Source organism: Paenibacillus dokdonensis, assembly GCF_004916975.1.
Taxonomy (GTDB): Bacteria; Bacillota; Bacilli; order Paenibacillales; family Paenibacillaceae; genus Paenibacillus_AQ; species Paenibacillus_AQ dokdonensis.
Window position 1 is genome coordinate 870,282 of the sequence record NZ_STGQ01000002.1, and the last position, 18,065, is coordinate 888,346.

General features: G+C 46.3%; 11 protein-coding genes and 3 riboswitches. Of the genes, 10 read left to right on the forward strand and 1 reads right to left on the reverse strand.

The window, feature by feature from the left end; genetic code table 11:
• Positions 1 to 18: 18 nt before the first annotated feature.
• The 9 genes from E6W40_RS21970 to E6W40_RS30540 all read left to right on the forward strand — a co-directional run bounded on the left by E6W40_RS21970 (position 19) and on the right by E6W40_RS30540 (position 13,695).
• Entirely contained in the window at positions 19 to 1,008 is a 990-nt protein-coding gene (locus E6W40_RS21970) for an SPFH domain-containing protein (protein WP_136607704.1), read from the forward strand.
• Positions 1,009 to 1,358: 350 nt separating this feature from the next.
• Positions 1,359 to 1,559 (forward strand): cold-shock protein CspD, encoded by a 201-nt coding sequence (gene cspD, locus E6W40_RS21975; protein ID WP_136607705.1) that lies wholly within the window; start codon positions 1,359 to 1,361, stop codon positions 1,557 to 1,559.
• A gap of 85 nt (positions 1,560 to 1,644) precedes the next feature.
• On the forward strand, positions 1,645 to 1,857 hold the full coding sequence (locus E6W40_RS21980) for a cold-shock protein (RefSeq protein ID WP_136607706.1): 213 nt from the start codon (positions 1,645 to 1,647) through the stop codon (positions 1,855 to 1,857).
• A 189-nt stretch (positions 1,858 to 2,046) separates the two neighbouring features.
• Entirely contained in the window at positions 2,047 to 2,904 is an 858-nt protein-coding gene (locus E6W40_RS21985; RefSeq protein WP_136607707.1) for a PP2C family serine/threonine-protein phosphatase, read from the forward strand.
• A 286-nt stretch (positions 2,905 to 3,190) separates the two neighbouring features.
• On the forward strand, positions 3,191 to 3,574 hold the full coding sequence (locus tag E6W40_RS21990; RefSeq protein ID WP_136607708.1) for a GntR family transcriptional regulator: 384 nt from the start codon (positions 3,191 to 3,193) through the stop codon (positions 3,572 to 3,574).
• 28 nt (positions 3,575 to 3,602) lie between these two features.
• Positions 3,603 to 4,985 (forward strand): DUF5808 domain-containing protein, encoded by a 1,383-nt coding sequence (locus E6W40_RS21995; RefSeq protein WP_136607709.1) that lies wholly within the window; start codon positions 3,603 to 3,605, stop codon positions 4,983 to 4,985.
• A gap of 198 nt (positions 4,986 to 5,183) precedes the next feature.
• Positions 5,184 to 7,355 (forward strand): ATP-binding protein, encoded by a 2,172-nt coding sequence (locus tag E6W40_RS22000; RefSeq protein ID WP_136607710.1) that lies wholly within the window; start codon positions 5,184 to 5,186, stop codon positions 7,353 to 7,355.
• A gap of 290 nt (positions 7,356 to 7,645) precedes the next feature.
• A riboswitch (cyclic di-GMP riboswitch) is annotated at positions 7,646 to 7,732 on the forward strand.
• A 69-nt stretch (positions 7,733 to 7,801) separates the two neighbouring features.
• Positions 7,802 to 11,796, forward strand: a 3,995-nt coding sequence (locus tag E6W40_RS30535; RefSeq protein ID WP_425464951.1) for a MucBP domain-containing protein, incomplete at its 3' end; no start/stop codon positions are given.
• A 15-nt stretch (positions 11,797 to 11,811) separates the two neighbouring features.
• Entirely contained in the window at positions 11,812 to 13,695 is a 1,884-nt protein-coding gene (locus E6W40_RS30540) for an S-layer homology domain-containing protein (RefSeq protein WP_136607712.1), read from the forward strand.
• Between the two features lie 44 nt (positions 13,696 to 13,739).
• Here E6W40_RS30540 and E6W40_RS22015 read toward each other — a convergent pair whose 3' ends face one another.
• Complete coding sequence (locus tag E6W40_RS22015; RefSeq protein WP_136607713.1) at positions 13,740 to 14,390, reverse strand: anthrax toxin lethal factor-related metalloendopeptidase; 651 nt, start codon at positions 14,388 to 14,390, stop codon at positions 13,740 to 13,742.
• A gap of 51 nt (positions 14,391 to 14,441) precedes the next feature.
• Positions 14,442 to 14,529, reverse strand: a riboswitch (cyclic di-GMP riboswitch).
• Positions 14,530 to 14,632: 103 nt separating this feature from the next.
• A riboswitch (cyclic di-GMP riboswitch) is annotated at positions 14,633 to 14,720 on the reverse strand.
• Between the two features lie 341 nt (positions 14,721 to 15,061).
• Here E6W40_RS22015 and E6W40_RS22020 point away from each other — a divergent pair.
• The gene (locus E6W40_RS22020; protein WP_246073129.1) at positions 15,062 to 17,995 is read left to right on the forward strand and encodes a family 78 glycoside hydrolase catalytic domain; all 2,934 of its coding nucleotides are present in this window, start codon (positions 15,062 to 15,064) and stop codon (positions 17,993 to 17,995) included.
• Positions 17,996 to 18,065: the final 70 nt, after the last annotated feature.

Consider the following 18,065-nt stretch of genomic DNA (forward strand, 5'->3'; position numbering starts at 1 on the left):
AAGGGTAGGGATACAGTTATGGGATTTTTCAAGAATCAATTTTCAAATGTGGTGGAATGGGAAGAGTTCAGAGATGACATGATCTTTTGGAAATGGAGCAACCGGGAGATCAAAAAAGGAAGTAAATTGATCATCCGTTCCGGCCAGGACGCTATTTTCATGAACAACGGCAAAATTGAAGGGATTTTCGAGGATGAAGGCGAGTACAACATTGATTCGGACATTATTCCGTTTCTCTCCACGCTAAAAGGATTTAAATTCGGCTTCAACAGCGGCATGAGGGTGGAAGTTCTGTTCGTGAACACGAAAGAGTTCACCGTCAGATGGGGAACGCAGAATCCGGTGCTGATCCCGACGCCTCAGCTGCCGGGCGGCATGCCGATCCGCGCCAACGGCACGTTCAATTTTAAAGTGAATGATTACGTGATGCTCATCGATAAAATTGCAGGCATCAAAGACAGCTATCTCGTAGAGGATTTAAAGCTCCGGATCACGGCTGTGCTGGACCAGCTGCTGATGAAGTGGATCAGCAAAGAAGGAAAGGACATGTTCAATCTGCAGGCGAATGCGTTCGAGATCGCCAAAGGCATCCGCGAAGATCTCGATATGGAAGTGATGGGCCACGGGATGACGATTACGGGCTTCCAGGTGATGAGCTTCAATTATCCGCAGGAAATCCAGGATATGATCACGAAGACGGCTTCCCATGAGATGATCGGCAATCTGCAGAAATACCAGCAGGTCAGCATGACCGACGCAATGTCTTCCGGCAAGCTGCAGGGCGGCGGTGCGGCTTCGGACATGGCGGGCATGATGATGGGGATGAACATGGCGAACGAAATGATGAAAAATATGAACCAGAATCAAAAGCCTCAGCCTCAGAAGGAGTCGGAGACATCGGATTCCGCAGCTTCCCAGGGCGGCAAAAAGCTTAATTTTTGCCCGAACTGTGGTGCGAAGAACGAAGGGGCTAACTTCTGTCCGAATTGCGGCCAGAAACTGAATTGATTCAGGTCACTTCCATTTTTAGCAAGTATCCAGCTCCGTAAAAGGAAAAGGAGACCTCGTTTCCGGGGTCTCTTTTTATCTTACCAAAACAGCAAGAACCCGCGTGGATAAACGGAAAATACATCATCAGACGATGGATGGATTTAAGCAAAAAAAATTTTTTTGAATTTACACCTCTTGGAAGTATCAATTCATTCTTAACTGTGTTATAATAAAGATATTGAAATAGCGTCCTAACGGAATTCACATAACGTAGAGGGTTATTCACTTATTTAATAACCTTGTACGATATGTGATTTTTATTTAAGAATAAGAATGCCATATAATTTTAAAAAAGGTGGTAATTATCAATGGAAACAGGCACAGTAAAATGGTTTAACGCAGAAAAAGGATTTGGCTTTATCGAAGTTGAAGGCGGAAGCGACGTATTCGTACACTTCAGCGCAATCGTTGGAGACGGCTACAAGTCTTTGGACGAAGGCCAACGCGTAGAATTCAATATCGTACAAGGCAATCGCGGACCACAAGCCGAAAATGTCGTAAAGCTCTAATATAGAGCCTGGTGCCCCGAACAAGACTTGTTCGGGGCACTTTTATTGCCTTTAAAACCAATATTGGATAGAAAGAGGGATGCATATGTACAACTCACGAAAAAAACCATTAGAAGATCTGCCCACTGAATTAACCGAAATATGGTCTTGTTCGAATGAGAACTGCAAGGGATGGATGCGGGATAATTTCGCTTTCTCCGAGGCTCCTGTATGCCCTCAATGTCAGTCCAAAATGGTTAAAGAACAGAAAATGCTGACGGTGTTAACCAATACAAGCCCCAGCCAATCTAAAAAATAAATAGGCTGCACACGGCGGCGAATTGTAGATTTGCTATACCGATTCGTCTCCACCATGAAAACCTGGTCCGCATGAGGACCAGGTTTTTCTTTTTGGATTTTAAATGCGGCACAAACGGGTCGTTCCGATTGGCTATTCGATCTTTCGTGTATATGCTACCATTTAGATGAGGCCGAAGGAGGGTTCAACATGGCGGTACATCATATTTCAATTCAAGGCACCGGAGAATGGAACGAAGACGCAGTTGTCTTAAATGAGAAACAGCAGCTTTATGGCGTCATTGATGGCGCGACTTCCCTCGTCCCGTTCAGAGGGACAAACAATGAAACTGGCGGGCGACTTGCATCGCAGCTGCTTCAACGTTATTTTGAACAGTTAACAAGCGAGGACTGCCGTGACCTGGAGACGTTGACGAATGAGGCGAATTTTCAGCTTGGAGAAGAAATGCGCGTGAGCGGTATCCGGATGGATGATAAAAGAGAGCTGTGGACGGCAGCGATTGCCATCGTCCGGATCACAGACCACCATATCGAATATGCGCAGGCAGGAGATTGCATGCTGATGGCGCTATACCGTGATGGCTCGGTTAGGACAATTACGCGTGATCATGTCTCCCATATCGGCGATGTTTCTATGACGACATGGAAACAGGGAATTGATTCAGGTATCCGCACCAAATCAGCGCTATGGGAGAAGGTTCAGCCACAATTACTCCGCAACAAGGATAAGATGAATACCGATGACGGATATTCCGTGCTGAATGGACTGCCGGATGCGGAGAAATATATCGAGTACGGTAAAATCAATCGGATCCAGCTGGCCGGCTTGCTGCTCGTGACGGACGGGTTGTTCTATCCGGAGGAATGGCCTAATACAGCGCCAGAGATGGAGAAGCTGGACGAAAGGCTTCTGCGATGTATCGCCTCTGATGGTTTGGAAAATTATGCTGAGTGGCTTCTTGCCTTAGAGAAGGGCGATCCCGAATGCATCCGCTATCCCCGTTTTAAAATATCAGATGATAAATCAGGGGTATGGATTACATTTTAATATACGGTGGGGCTGCTGCTGTCCATCTATAGACGGAAAAATATGATCCCAAGAGAAACCGAAGGCATTGTGCAAAGACACTGACATTTCATGTCGGTGTCTTTTTTTCTTGTTCATAAAATCAACGGTGTTCCAGCTAGATGAAATGGAGTTATTTTCTGCATACGGCTTGTCATTGAGCCTCTCAGAATAAACCTCGACTTTAAGTATTATTTGTATTATGATAGGTAATACTTAATGAACGAATGGATTCATGAATGAACGTGCAGGGGAGTGAAGAATTCGCATGGTTATTTCCTTACAATTGGACAGTGATACACCCCTTTATGAACAGCTGCGCAATCAGATTGTCATTGGCATTGCTACGGGTCAGTTAGAACCACAAGAGAAACTGCCAACGGTCCGCCAGCTGGCTGAGGAGCTCGGCATCAATACGATGACGGTCAATAAAACCTATTCACTTTTAAAACAGGAAGGATATATTGTTATCGACCGGCGGCATGGAGCGAAGGTAAGCCCACAAGAGCATGACAATCCGAATCCTTCCCCGCAATTAGAGGAGAAGCTGCAATTAATTATTGCGCAGGCGGCGATACAGGGCATCAACGAATCCCGGTTCCAAGCGCTTTGTGCTCAGATTTTTTCGAAAATGACTTATCAGCACCCCTAAACTTAACCTTCTGGAATGAGGTGTCTTGATGTTAACTGCCCTATTATTATTGACAGCGATCATCTGTTACATTGCGATATTAGCTACCTACAAGCCGCAAGCGAAATATAAGAAAGGGATGCTGTTTGCCGTGACCTTGCCTGCTGATGTCATGGATCATACGGATATTCAGAGTGTACAGGCGAGGTTTAATCATTTATTTTCAAAAGCAAGCATTTGGATGGGGATAGGCCTCGTTCCATTTTTACTTCTTTACGCATGGATTCCATATCAAGTTCTGTACTTTTTCGTGTGGTTATCTGTCTTCATGCTTGTGATGTTGATGCCATTTCGGCGGGCATTTCGCGATACACTGGCTCTTAAACGTGAACATGAGTGGTTTGTCGGTAACAAGCGTGTTATCCTGAGCGATCTGCGTGTAGCCCATCTAAAAAATAAACGTTCGGCTTCCTTATGGCTCTACCTTATCCCATTTGCGATGGCAATTGGCTTGCTGCTGTGGGCAATTCGTGATGAAGATCAGCTTTGGGGTGTCACAACCGGCGGTTTGGTCCTTACGATTCTTTTCTTCTTCATTTCGTTCTATATGCGCAAAAACAAGGCAAAGGTATACAGTATTAATACCGATGTAAACTTAGTTTTAAATCAAGCAAGACGCAGAGCTTTGTCCTACTTATGGCTGTTTATGGCTATCGCTGAGAATATTCATTTTTTACTCACTCAAATGTTCTTTATCAATGAGAACGCAGGCTTGGATATCTTGTGGATTACAGTGGTTGCATTGTTTTCCGCGATTCCGGTCGGCAGCATTTATTATGTTTATCACAAAATCCATACTCTCGAACAAGAGGTATTGGCGCAAGACGGCAAAGTCATCTACACGGATGATGATGAGTACTGGGCGAACGGCTTTACATACCATAATCCCCATGACAAAAGTATTTTTGTGCCTAAGCGCGTGGGAATGGGAGAGACCGTGAATACAGCGACCGGGGTTGGCAAATTGATCGTCTGGGGAACCATCGGTATTACGGCAGCGGTCATCATCGGGGTCTCCTTTATGATAATCCGGTCAGAGATGACATCTCCTACGATTGCGATCACACCGGACCACAGAGTGGATATCCAATATCCGATGTACTCCTACGACTTTGGCATCGATGACATTCGTGAATTGTCGCTCGTAGATCATGTTCCTTCCGGTGCCAAGACGAACGGCGAAGCCACAGGCCAGTATTCAAGAGGGCATTTTTGCTTGAAGGAAGTAGGGAAAGCGAGATTGTATATTTTTAAAAATAATCCACCGTATCTAAAGATTAAGCTTGATAACGGGTATATTTTTTATAATGAAAAAGATCCGCTGAAGACGAAGCAGATTTTTGAGCAGCTGCAGAAGCAGTTAGGGGAGTAGCTGGGGGAGTAAGGGATATACCCTGCTAATATGAGAAGGGACATCTCAAGGGATGTCTCTTTTTGTTTATTGAAGACGTGGGATAGACTGGATTTCAGAAAGATGGCGCAGTTTTGCATCACGTGTTTTTAGTTTCATAATACAGATAACATAGAGTTGACTATATAAATTTACTAATGACTAGGAAGTAGAATGGGCTTGTCGTCTATTTTGATGCAAAGTTATAATGAGTACAAAAATGCGACTGGCAGCGGAGGAATTATGGAGCGAAAATCAAATCAACCTATGCCCTATGAAGACAAACGTTTTATTGGAAGGCTGGACGAACTGGCAAAGTTGTCGCTTTGGATGCAGGATCAGGCAGCAGGGACACAGGTATTCTCCATTACGGGTATGGGAGGCATCGGCAAATCCTCCTTGATGTCTCGCATATCACAGATTGGAAAAAATGCAGGCTGCGTGTGCATTTGGCTCGATGGCCGTTCATTTACGCCAACACCAGCATCTTTTTTGGAAAATTTATCGGCTGCCGCATCACTTGAGCAGTTGGGGTTCTCCTATGCTCATCCGTTGCAAATTTTGATAGAAGCCAGTCCGCTGAAGCGTGTAATGCTTTTCATAGATACTTTTGAGGAGCTCTCTTTGTTGGAGGGGTGGCTGCTGGACGCATTCCTGCCTAAGCTTCCTGCTACGGGAGTGGCCATCCTGCTTGCTTCCCGGCCGCGATTGCCCTTGACTTGGATTGCCCATCCGATATGGGGACCGAGAGTGACGGAATTCAAGTTAGCTCACTTTACGGATAAAGAGATGTACGACTATATTGAGTCCTTTGGGGCATTTTCTGATGAAACCGTGGGTCAGTTGGTCCGGCATAGTGACGGTCATCCGCTTGCTTTGGCCCTGTCGGTTGATGCAGCCATGAGGGATGTTTCCAGTGGACATGAAAAACAAATCATTTCGCAATCGATCAGTGCTCGTGTGCTGCATGAGGTTACCTCGCCGCTGCTGCAGCCCATGGTGGATGTGCTGACCGTTCTTCTCCAGGCTAACCAAGAGATGATATCCCGCTTACTCCATTTGCCGGTACCCGTACAGCAATTTCGGGAGCTTGCCGGTTTATCATTCGTGCGTACGGTAGATGGTGGGCTGGCATTGCATGATGTGGCCCGAATGCATCTGCTGAGGGATTTTGGCCAGCGGGAACCGGATCGGCTGCTGCAGCTGCAGTCCTCCGCAGCGCAACTTCTCTACAGGAAGCTTCAGCAATCGGATCGCAAAGAACGCCAAAAGATTGCTTCCCAGATGTTAGTACTAAGCAAGGATTTGCTTTCTCCCCACAGGGGGTATGCCGACTTCTCGGTCGAAGGGCTTCCCTCCTTGGAGCAGGCGGCAGCCTCAGATCTGCCGAAGCTGCATGAAATGCTGGAGGAATGGTGCAGCTATAGCATTGATCCGCATTCGTACGATGCTTATCATGAATTTTTAGACGAGGTTATGGGACGTTTTCCCGAAAGCATTGCGGTGGTACGTGATAGTCAGGGGCAGGCGGCGGGAATGTTTATTATCGTATTGGTCTACTATGAAACAGGCATGCTCCTTAAGCGTTATTTTCCCCACGAACTGGCGGAATGCTTTAAGGAAGAGGAGTGGAGGTGTGATCCCGACAAAGCAGATACCTACTATCCCGTTCTGACTACCGCTACGAATCAAATGCCTGGTTATACAAGGGAGGAACTCATCGGACTGCTGACATTGGATCGTTTGTCACTGCTGGGTGACGGCAGCCGCGCCATATTGATTGCCACCAATGATGTGCTGAAGCAGCAACTGCAGGGAATTGGTTTTAAAATCAGGCCGACGGCAGCCCGAGCCTGCGATGTCACTTGGGCAAAAGCGGATATTTTGGAGCTTGATTTCCGTGCAGAAAACTTTGGCGAGTGGGTACTTTCCTTTTTTAATGGAAGGGATGAGCGGCAGGCGATAACGAATGAAATGTTTCATGCACTGAATTCCAAAGAACAGGAACAGCATTTGAGAAAAATGCTTCTTTCCATCCACGAACCGGTTGAGCTGGAGGATTATGCGAGCTGGTTTGCAGGAATCGGCAGCGGATTGGAGCTGCAGCGGTTTTTGCTTCATATGCTGCGATCCGTGGAAGAGTATGGCTTGTCAGAAGAAAACCGGGCCATCCTGCACGCCGCTTATTGGCTCCATGCTGGAAATCCGGATGCTGCAGCGCTGGAATGCAGTATGAGCCGCGCCACCTTTTATCGGTATCTTAAAAAGGCGGTAGCTAATTTTGCACAGGTACTTTCAGCAAAGCTGGGGGAATGTCTTTCGGAGCGTGAGGTTGATTACATGGAAGTATAGCTATTATAGCTTCGCAATGATGAATGGGAAAAGAATGAGACTAATTTGAGACTGAAATAGAAGAAGCGTATGCTAGAATGTAGATGTCGAATTTGGAGCATTCATCCCTGAAATTGTTGTAGTAGGAGGAACATCGAAGGAGAAATAATGAATAAAATTCTGCATATTTGGGTAATTGACAATCAATTGTACTTGGTATATATTGGTCTAGGCCAATAGTTCTTATATACTATTTTAGGACTAGCAGCGCATAAAGATATTTATCTTGTTCATCTGCAATTAACGACAATTTTATATTTTGGCACACTAATCGAAAGATTAGCTCGCAAAGCCCAGGAGTCTAAGAGTCTATGACTTATGATCGTCCGGCTGCAATTAACATCGTTAATGCAGCCGGGCGTTTTTGCGTTCCAAGGGACAAAATTTAAAATTTCAAGGAGGACGAGATGAAGCGAGGCTATAAACTTATATTATCATGGCTGTGCATCGTGGCATTATTTACAGGCCTGATTCCAGGTGGTTTCTTTGTAAATTCGGCATCGGCAGCTGCTTCGGGCGAGATCGTATGGCCCAATCCCGGCGCGACCAATCTGAAGAAGATTGCCGAGCCCGTGGAAGGCAAGAAAGGTCAATGGAAAGTCACGTTGACTGTGGAAGGCAAGAATATCAAGACGGCTTCAGATGTAGTGCTGGTGATTGACCGTTCAGGGAGCATGGACAATTCTAAACGGATGGACAATGCCAAAACCGCAGCGCAGAAGTTCGTGGATAACCTGCTATTGAAAGATTCGACAACGAAAATCGCAGTGGTCACCTTCGATAAAACGGCTGATGTCAAATCCGAACTCGTGGGAGTCGACAAAAAGGCTGATTTAACTAAAGTGATTAAAAATATCACTGTCAGCAATGAAGGAACGAACATTCAAGCGGGACTCAATAAAGCACGAACAATGCTTGAAAAAAGCTCAGCGCAGAATAAAGTCGTCGTTTTGCTTAGCGACGGTGCTCCGACATACAGCTATAAGGCATCCAACGCAGCAGCGTATACATGGCCGAGCAATAAGTATAGTTTTACTCTTTCGGAGTTCAGTTACAATAAGGTTCTGGGTTCCGGTGGAGATTTCGGCTTGGAGTATTGGAGCGGTTTCACTTATAAAAACGAGACTTATACCGTCAACAAATTCAAGGTTCAGGACAATGGCATCGCTGCTTTGTCCGAGGCGAAACTTGCCAGAGATGGCGGTATCGGCATTTATTCCATCGGCCTCGAAGTCGGAAATGACGACAATGCCAAATATGTGCTGAACAATGTCCAGAACAAAGGATACTACTCTTCAAACAGCGGAGATCTCAGTAAAGTATTCAATGAACTGTCCGGACAAATCTCCTATGCGGCGCAAAACGCCGTGGTAACCGACCCGATGGGCGCGATGTTCAACAAGGTCAACGAACCGGCGATTTCTCAGGGGACCATTGAATGGGACAGCAAGACGGAGACCTTTACCTGGAAAGTAGGAAACGTGATGGAGGGCTCGCCGGCTACGCTGACGTATAACGTGGAGCTGGATCCTAAGCAAACCATTGATTCAAATACTGCATATCCTACAAATGGCGATACTATCCTCAAGTATGACGATATCAACGGTAAAAAAACCACTAAGTATTTTGAGGTTCCTAAAGTAAGCTTCGGCAAAGGCTCGATTCTGGTGAAAGGCTACCGCGTCAACAATGACGGCCAGCCGATCAATGAAGACGGCGTGGTTGTCGATAAGCCGGAGCAAGCACAGGAACTCGTTAAGGGGTACTACTTCAAAGATAAGTCGAACAACGAATCTTTGGACATCAATAAATCCTACGACGTGGCCGCGCCTAGCGTCGATAGCTACGAGCTTAAAGTGGGAACAGATCCGACAAAAGTGTCACTGACGATCGGTAATCCGACGCCAACGGTTTGGTTTGGCTACGTACAGGCCGTCGAACAGCAAGTCAACGTGAAGTACCTGGAAAAAGGAACGAACAAAGAGCTGTCATCCGCTACTATGGAAAAGGGCATAAAAGGAAAACAAGTACAGCTTACAGCTAAAACCATCCAGGGCTATACGGCAGAAAAATCAAGCGACAAGTACACTTTTACTACCGATAAAGACCAGACTTATACATTTTACTATACAGCCAACGAACAGACCGTAACTGTAAAGTACTTGGAAAAAGGCACGAACAAAGAAGTTTCCCCAGCAACGACCGCAAAAGGCGGTACAGGCAAGGAAGTGGACTTGAAGGCGGCTAATGTCGCTGGATATACTCCTGAAAAATCGGAAGCTAAATATACCTTTACAGCAGAGTCTGGCCAAGTTTATACGTTCTATTACACGGCGAACGAGTATAAGGTAACAGTCAAGTATCAGGATGAATCCGGCAAGGACGTAGCACCTGCGCAAGATCTGAAAGGAAAAGCGGGTGATAAGCTCGATGTGACCGCAGTTGAGGTCGAAGGGTATGCACCAGTCAAATCAAGTGATGTTTACACGGTAACGAATAAAGACAATCAACAATATGTATTCACCTATAAAGTGAAAACTTATCCGGTGACCGTGAAGTTCCAAGACGAATCGGGTAAGGAACTGGCAACCGCAGTTAAGATGGAAGGCGCAGCGGGTGCGAAGCTAAATGTTACTGCAGCGAATGTCGAAGGCTACACACCGAACCAATCAAGCGATGTTTACACGGTAACGAAAGAAGCCAACCAACAATATGTCTTCACCTACAAGGTGAAAACTTATTCAGTAGTAGTGAAGTTCCAGGATGCGAAAGGTAACAAACTGGCAGAGCCAATTACGTTAAAAGGAGCAGCAGGCGAGAAGCTAGATGTTACTGCTGCAAACGTAGAAGATTACACACCGGACAAAGATAGCGATGTCTACACGGTAACAAAAGCTGCTAATCAAGAGTACGTTTTCACCTACACTGTGAAAACTTATCCAGTAGTAGTGAAGTTCCAGGATGCGAAAGGAAACAAACTGGCGGACCCAATTACGTTAAAAGGAGCAGCAGGCGAGAAGCTAGATGTTACTGCTGCAAACGTAGAAGGTTACACACCGAACAAAGACAGCGATGTCTACACGGTAACAAAAGCTGCTAATCAAGAGTACGTTTTCACCTACACGGTGAAAACTTATCCAGTAGTAGTGAAGTTCCAGGATGCGAAAGGAAACAAACTGGCGGACCCAATTACGTTAAAAGGAGCAGCAGGTGAGAAGCTAGATGTTACAGCTGCAAACGTAGAGGGTTACACACCGGATAAAGACAGCGATGTCTACACGGTAACGAAAGATGCGAACCAGCAATATGTCTTCACCTACACGGTGAAAACTTATCCAGTGCTAGTAAAGTTTGTGGATGAGGAAGGTAAAGAACTGGCTACCGCAGTTCTGTTGGAAGGAACAGCCGGCGAGAAGCTGAATGTTACAGCAGCTGAAGTAGAAGGTTATACACCAAATAAACAAACGGATGTATATGAAGTAACAAATAAAGGTAATCAACTGTATGTGTTTACTTACACATTGACGACCTACCCGGTAATTGTTAAATTCCAGGATGCAGAAGGTAACAAACTGGCAGATCCAATTACATTAGAAGGTACCGTAGGTCAAGAACTAGATGTTACAGCTGCAACAGTAGAAGGTTACACACCGGACAAAGACAGCGATGTCTACACGGTAACCAAAGAAGCCGACCAAGAGTATGTCTTTACCTACATGGTGAAAACTTATCCAGTGCTAGTGAAGTTTGTGGATGAGGAAGGTAAAGAGCTGGCTACCGCAGTTCTGTTGGAAGGAACAGCCGGCGAGAAGCTGAATGTTACAGCAGCTGAAGTAGAAGGTTATACACCAAATAAACAAACGGATGTATATGAAGTAACAAATAAAGGTAATCAACTGTATGTGTTTACTTACACATTGACGACCTACCCGGTAATTGTTAAATTCCAGGATGCAGAAGGTAACAAACTGGCAGATCCAATTACATTAGAAGGTACCGTAGGTCAAGAACTAGATGTTACAGCTGCAACAGTAGAAGGTTACACACCGGACAAAGACAGCGATGTCTACACGGTAACCAAAGAAGCCGACCAAGAGTATGTCTTTACCTACATGGTGAAAACTTATCCAGTGCTAGTGAAGTTTGTGGATGAGGAAGGTAAAGAGCTGGCTACCGCAGTTCTGTTGGAAGGAACAGCCGGCGAAAAGCTGAATGTTACAGCAGCTGAAGTAGAGGGATATACACCGGATAAACAAACGGATGTATATGAAGTAACAAATAATAGTAATCAACTGTATGTGTTTACTTACACATTGACGACCTACCCGGTAATTGTTAAATTCCAGGATGCAGAAGGTAACAAACTGGCAGATCCAATTACATTAGAAGGTACCGCAGGTCANTGTTTACTTACACATTGACGACCTACCCGGTAATTGTTAAATTCCAGGATGCAGAAGGTAACAAACTGGCAGATCCAATTACATTAGAAGGTACCGCAGGTCAGCAGCTTGATGTTACTGCTGCAAATGTAGAAGGCTACACACCGGACAAAGACAGCGATGTCTACACGGTAACCAACGAAGTCGGTCAAGAATACGTATTCACTTACACAGCAAACGAACAACCGAAAGAAAAGCGTACAATCACGATTAAGTATCTGATCAGCGGTACAGAAACCCAGCTTCAAGATCCAACCACTCAAGATGGTAATGTTGGGGAGGATATCACACTTGAAGCACCGCATTTTGATGGTTATACAACTGAAGAATACTATGTTCAATACCCTGTATCTGAACAGCAAGGCCAAGAATATACTTTCTATTACACCAAAGATGAGACTCCTGACGTAGAACAGCGTACGGTAGCAATCCATTACGTAGATCAGGAAACGGGAGAAACTATCGCTGAATCTACTGCACAAGAGGGAAATGTAGGCGAAACACTCTTCTTGACCGCAGATAAGATTACTTATAACGAATCGGTATACACGCCAGTTATATTCAACGATGACTACCTTATTACTGAGAATCAAGAACAGGAATACACGTTCTACTATGAAAAAGGTGACATTGAGGGTATTCAACAGGTCTTGGTGAAGTTCTTGGATAAAGAGTCTGGAGAACAAATTGGTGAACAGATTCGCCAAGGAAGACCTGATCAAATGATCAAGATAACGCCTGGAAATATTAAAGTAGGCGAAGTTGTTTATAAACCGGAATCGCCATCATCCACTTATACGTTCACTGCTGAAGAGAATCAAGAAACCGAGATCTACTTCATTAAAGATGGAGCTCCGGTAGAGAAGGATCAGAAGATTACGGTTAAATACCTGGATCAAGAAACAAACACTGAAGTGGCAGCTCCGACGATTAAAACAGGCAAGGTTGGAAGCAACATTTCGCTGACCGCTGCTTCGGTCTCAGGATACACTCCTGTGAAGTCCACTTTTGTGTACACGTTCGGGGATGAAGACGGACAGGAATATATCTTCTACTATACGAAGAATAGTCCTCCGGTAACTCCTACGGATCCAAATCCGAGCACGCCGGATCCAACACCAAGCACACCGTCGGGTTCATCAAGCGTGACACCACTGCCACCGGCACCACCGGTAGTTGCACCATTGCCTCCAGCGCCACCGAAGCTGGAAACCGACAACCATTACAACTACATCAATGGTTATCCAGATGGAACGATTAAACCGGAGAACAATATTAGCCGCGAAGAGGTTGCAGCCATCTTCTATAGATTGATGGATGATGCAACACGCAGCGACTATATCAAAAACATCAGCGCTTATAAGGATGTTGAAAAAACTCGCTGGTCTAACAAAAACATCGCTACCATGGAGAACGCGGGTATCATTACCGGCTATCCGGATGGAACATTTAAACCAGGCCGTCAAATTACAAGAGCAGAGTTTGCTGCTATCGCTTCAAGATTTGATGATTTGGATCAGCAGGTGAATACGTCGTTCTCGGATATTAAAGGCCATTGGGCTGAGAAGTATATCGTATCTGCTGCCAATAAAGGCTGGATTAAGGGTTACCCGGACGGCAAGTTTAAGCCGGATCAATACATCACACGTGCGGAAGCCATGGCTTTCATCAATAGTGTATTGAATCGTAAAGTCACAGTAGAAGGTATTCATGAAAATGCGAAGACATGGCCGGACAATACGCAAAATAAATGGTATTACACGGATGTGCTCGAAGCGACCAACTACCATGAATACAGTAGAAACACAGACGAGACGGAAACTTGGGAACAAGTAAAACCTGATCGTGTGTATCCTTAAGCCATAATAAAAGGCGCTTCTCTTATGAGAGGCGCCTTTATATTTTATTTATTGAAGAGCTTGTCCATATAATCGTAGGTTAATGGCGTGCTTTCTTTCAGCTCATTGCGAGTGGTTTCGTTGTAAACGTACATGCTGGCTGCTTCTGCAAAATACTCAACAGGGTAGACCGACATGTAACCATCATTTCCATAAGTAACACTTGCTTCTTTATTGAAAATATTCTTGAATTCCTGGGTATCGCTCGCATTATTTAAGACGAAACGATCAATGGCATGCATGGTTTCATGAATTTCAAGATTGAACGAATTATGGCCTTTGCCTTTTTTACTGTAGCCGATCCGAACAACAACATCTTTTTCACTGACACCAGGTACATCATCCCAAGTTAAACCTGTACCTTCCCAGCCTCTTGGAGTCTGGCCCTTCAGGTAGTTCAGCTCCGGTTCGTTGGTGATAATGTCGTTGGTCAAAATAATTTTTACACCTTTATCATTTAAAGTCTTCAAGATCGGCGCAGGTATTCTCTCTAACCGATCCATCATGGCGTTTGCTTCCTTCACATTATAATTGCCTGTTGGCAGGACAACTAACTGATCCATGACCGAAGCTTGTGCATGAACTTCATTCTTAGGAAATGCACCAATCAATGTGAAAATGATTAGCATGGCTAATATACGTTTTGTCCATTTCATCTCAAACATCCTCCAAAAGCCAACGTTTTACGAGAAACGTTGAGCTTCAATATCGGTAACTGGCTAGCATGGCGAATAGATCGCGGTAGCTCCTATAGCTTTGCGCCCCCATCTTTCAATGGGTTTGCCTTTGTCAATACGGAGTTGACATATGTAATTGTCGAACAATGATATAAAGCACGAAAAACCCTTCTCACCGAAATAAGAAGGGTTGAATAACAACGAATAACGTTGCACCTTATGTCGGTAACTGGCTGGCATGGCGAAGGATTCGCGTTAGCCCCTGTAGTTTTGCGTCCCCAATTTTCAATGGGTTTGCCTTTATCATTTTTTTGGGTTTTGGAAAATAAATCTATTATCTACCATTATATTAAATCCGCTAGATTTAATAGTCAAGAAAAAAATCATTACGTAAGAACTATGAATTGCTGCAGCGACATAGCCCTTTTCTCCCATCTTAAAATCGACGAAAACGGACATAACCGGGATCTGCAAAACATGGCATTTTTTCTGGGATGACTGAATATATAATTCTCTAAAAAAGTTGGATTTTCCATTTTGAAAAAATCAGAATTCCTGGCAGGAAAGGTATATGCGGCTGGTGAAACGTAAAAGCAGAACAATCATGTATGCGATTACAAGCAAGCTTAAAAAGGGAGCTGAAGAGCAGGATGAATGCGAGATCATGGACCGCACAGTGGATTTGGGGAGGCACGGAGGAAAGCCCGCGCAATGAATGGCGCTGCTTTCGTAAGGCTTTTGAATTACCTGAAGAAATTCTGGAGGAGGCTTGGCTTCATATTGCAGCGGACTCCCGTTACGTCCTCTACGTCAACGGTGCACAGGTTGGGCGTGGCCCGGTGCGCTCCTGGAAGGAAGAGCAGTTTTACGATTCCTATGAAGTTGGACATCTGCTGCAAGCGGGAGAAAGCAATGTGATTGCCGTCCATGTGCTGCATTTTGGCGTAACGAACTTCTATTATATTCGCGGACGCGGCGGACTGTTGGCAGAGCTGGAATACGGAGTGAAATCAGCGGGAGGCACAGCCGCTGAATCGAATCTAATGATGCGTGTGGGTAGTGACGATACATGGGCGACCTCAAGGCTGCAGGCGCAGAATCCTAACTCTCCGCGTATGTCCTGCCAGCAGGGCTTTGCCGATATATACGATGCCCGGCAGTGGGATGAGCGATGGGTAACGGTTAAATACCGGGAAGACGGACCGGGTTCTACGTGGGAGCCGTCGCAGGTGATCGGACCGCCGGGGGTGGACCCTTGGAAGCGGATTGTACCAAGAGACATTCCTTTTTTGACGGAAGAAAAAATCTATCCATCCCGCCTGATGTCACTGCGCCGGGTTCAGGCACCGGCATGGTCTGCCGTTCTGGATTTAAGGGCAGCGATGATGCCTGATAGTGTATTTCATGCCAATCCTGTGAGCTTTGTTGGTTATTTAGCGGGGGAGCTGGTATTGAAAGAAGGCGGTCAAGTCACCTTCGGATTCCCGGCTGGCTGGCGGACAGAGAACATGTGGGTGGATGGCAGGCTTTGTTCTGACTGGTACGGAGAATCACCGGAACGGTACTGCACCCTGGAGCTTACGGCAGGAGAGCATTTTGTGCTGATAGACGTTACATCATGGGATCATGGGGGAGGCTTTCACCTGGCAGCGCATGCCGAGGTTTCATTGGAATGGAGATCGCCTGCTGGAGATGGGACACAACAGCTGGGTGGGCCACCGCTTGCGATCATCGGGCCTTTTGATACGACGGTTCATATCGACCACCAGGAACCACAACCGATGAAGCTGGACCATCCAGAATATTTGAAGGCTGCGGGTGCAGCGAATTTTAAGGAGCTTCAGGATCTGGCAGGCTGGATTCGTCCGCTGCCAGCTTCTCTTTACAGCGAGGAGGACGTGTTCGGTGCTAACGTTTGGACGGTAGAAGCGGAGCCGTACAGCATTCCTTCACAGCTGGAGCATGCGATTTTGCCGATACCTGAGCCGGGAGTGCTGCCGTTATTCGATCATGGCGCCAGCGATTGTGAAATTGTAGTCGACGTGGGCAGGGAAACATCCGGATTTATTGGTTTCGAGGTGGAAGCAGAAGCTGGTACGGTTATCGATGTCTATGGATTTGAATATATGCGTGATGATTACAGGCAGCATACCTACGGCTTGGACAATACAATGCGGTACGTGTGCCGGCAGGGGCGGCAGCGTTATTTGTCTCCGGTCCGCCGGGGATTCCGGTATATGGTGCTGACGGTTCGAAAAGCGGCCGCACCTGTAAAGCTGCAAGAGCTGTACGTCAACCAAAGCACATATCCGGTGACGAATACAGGTGCTTTCCAATGCTCCGACCCGCTGCTAAACGAAATATGGAATATCAGCCGGCATACGACGAGGCTGTGCATGGAGGATACGTTTGTAGACTGCCCGTCGTATGAGCAGGTATTTTGGGTAGGGGACAGCCGGAACGAGGCCTTGGTTAATTATTATGTTTTTGGCTCCCTTGATATCGTCAAAAGATGCCTGAATCTCGTCCCCGGCTCGAAAGACATGTCGCCGCTGTATATCGATCAGGTCCCGAGCGGCTGGAGCAGCGTGATTCCGAACTGGACGTTTTTCTGGTCCATCGCCTGCCTGGAGTACGTGGAGCATACGAACGATAAAGATTTTGCCGTGAAAATTTGGCCGGCTGTGCGATATACACTGGAGCATTACCTCCAAAAGCTGAATGGGGATGGCCTGCTGGATATGCGGGGGTGGAATCTGCTGGACTGGGCGCCGATCGATCAGCCCAATGAAGGCATCGTTACGCATCAGAATTTGCTGCTCGTGCTTGCGCTGAACAAGGCTACGGAGCTTGCCCGAATCGCAGGCGAAGACACAGAAGCTATCGAACGAATGCTTCGTGCAGGGGAAAACCTGTCATTGGCGATCAATGCCCACCTGTGGGAAGAACGGCAGCAGGCTTATCTGGACTGCATTCATGCGGATGGAAGACGTTCGGATATTTTCAGCATGCAGACACAGGTATTGGCTTACCTTACGGCGGTGGCATCTGGCGAGCGCAAAGAAATCATTGGCGAATACCTGTTGAAGCCCAAGGCGACCTTTGTCCAGATAGGCAGTCCGTTTATGTCCTTCTTCTATTATGAAGCTTTGGTGGATGCTGGTCGGTATGATCAAATGTTAAACGATATCCGCCACAATTACGGACAGATGGTACGTTATGATGCCACCACCTGCTGGGAGATGTATCCGAATTTCTCGGAGAACCGGGCTAATCCTGACCAGCTGACGCGCAGCCACTGCCATGCCTGGTCGGCCGCACCGGGTTACTTTCTGGGCCAAGGCATTCTGGGCGTGAAACGTGCGGATCCTGGCTGGACTCGAGTCCTCATCGAGCCGCAGCCTTGTGATCTGGCCTGGGCAAGAGGCAGTGTGCCATTGCCGCAAGGCGGCCGGATTGATGTGAGCTGGAGCGTGGATGGCGATACCATGAACGTACGCGTGGCTGCGCCAAGCAGCATAGAGGTGGAAGTACAAGTTCCGGATGGGATGCGGGAGCAAGTGACTTTGGTGGGAAACGGATAATCTAATCTTGAATAATCAATTCGAGAATACCGTCATCTTGTGGCGGTATTTTTTTGTTTTTCCGCCAACG

Bases quoted from the DNA above. Each gene is read 5' to 3' on its own strand.
- E6W40_RS22020 (WP_246073129.1), top strand. From the start codon at position 15,062: ATGAATGCGAGATCATGGACCGCACAGTGGATTTGGGGAGGCACGGAG.
- E6W40_RS21990 (WP_136607708.1), top strand. From the start codon at position 3,191: ATGGTTATTTCCTTACAATTGGACAGTGATACACCCCTTTATGAACAG.
- E6W40_RS21970 (WP_136607704.1), top strand. From the start codon at position 19: ATGGGATTTTTCAAGAATCAATTTTCAAATGTGGTGGAATGGGAAGAG.
- E6W40_RS21985 (WP_136607707.1), top strand. From the start codon at position 2,047: ATGGCGGTACATCATATTTCAATTCAAGGCACCGGAGAATGGAACGAA.
- cspD (WP_136607705.1), top strand. From the start codon at position 1,359: ATGGAAACAGGCACAGTAAAATGGTTTAACGCAGAAAAAGGATTTGGC.
- E6W40_RS22015 (WP_136607713.1), bottom strand. From the start codon at position 14,390: ATGAAATGGACAAAACGTATATTAGCCATGCTAATCATTTTCACATTG.
- E6W40_RS21995 (WP_136607709.1), top strand. From the start codon at position 3,603: ATGTTAACTGCCCTATTATTATTGACAGCGATCATCTGTTACATTGCG.
- E6W40_RS21980 (WP_136607706.1), top strand. From the start codon at position 1,645: ATGTACAACTCACGAAAAAAACCATTAGAAGATCTGCCCACTGAATTA.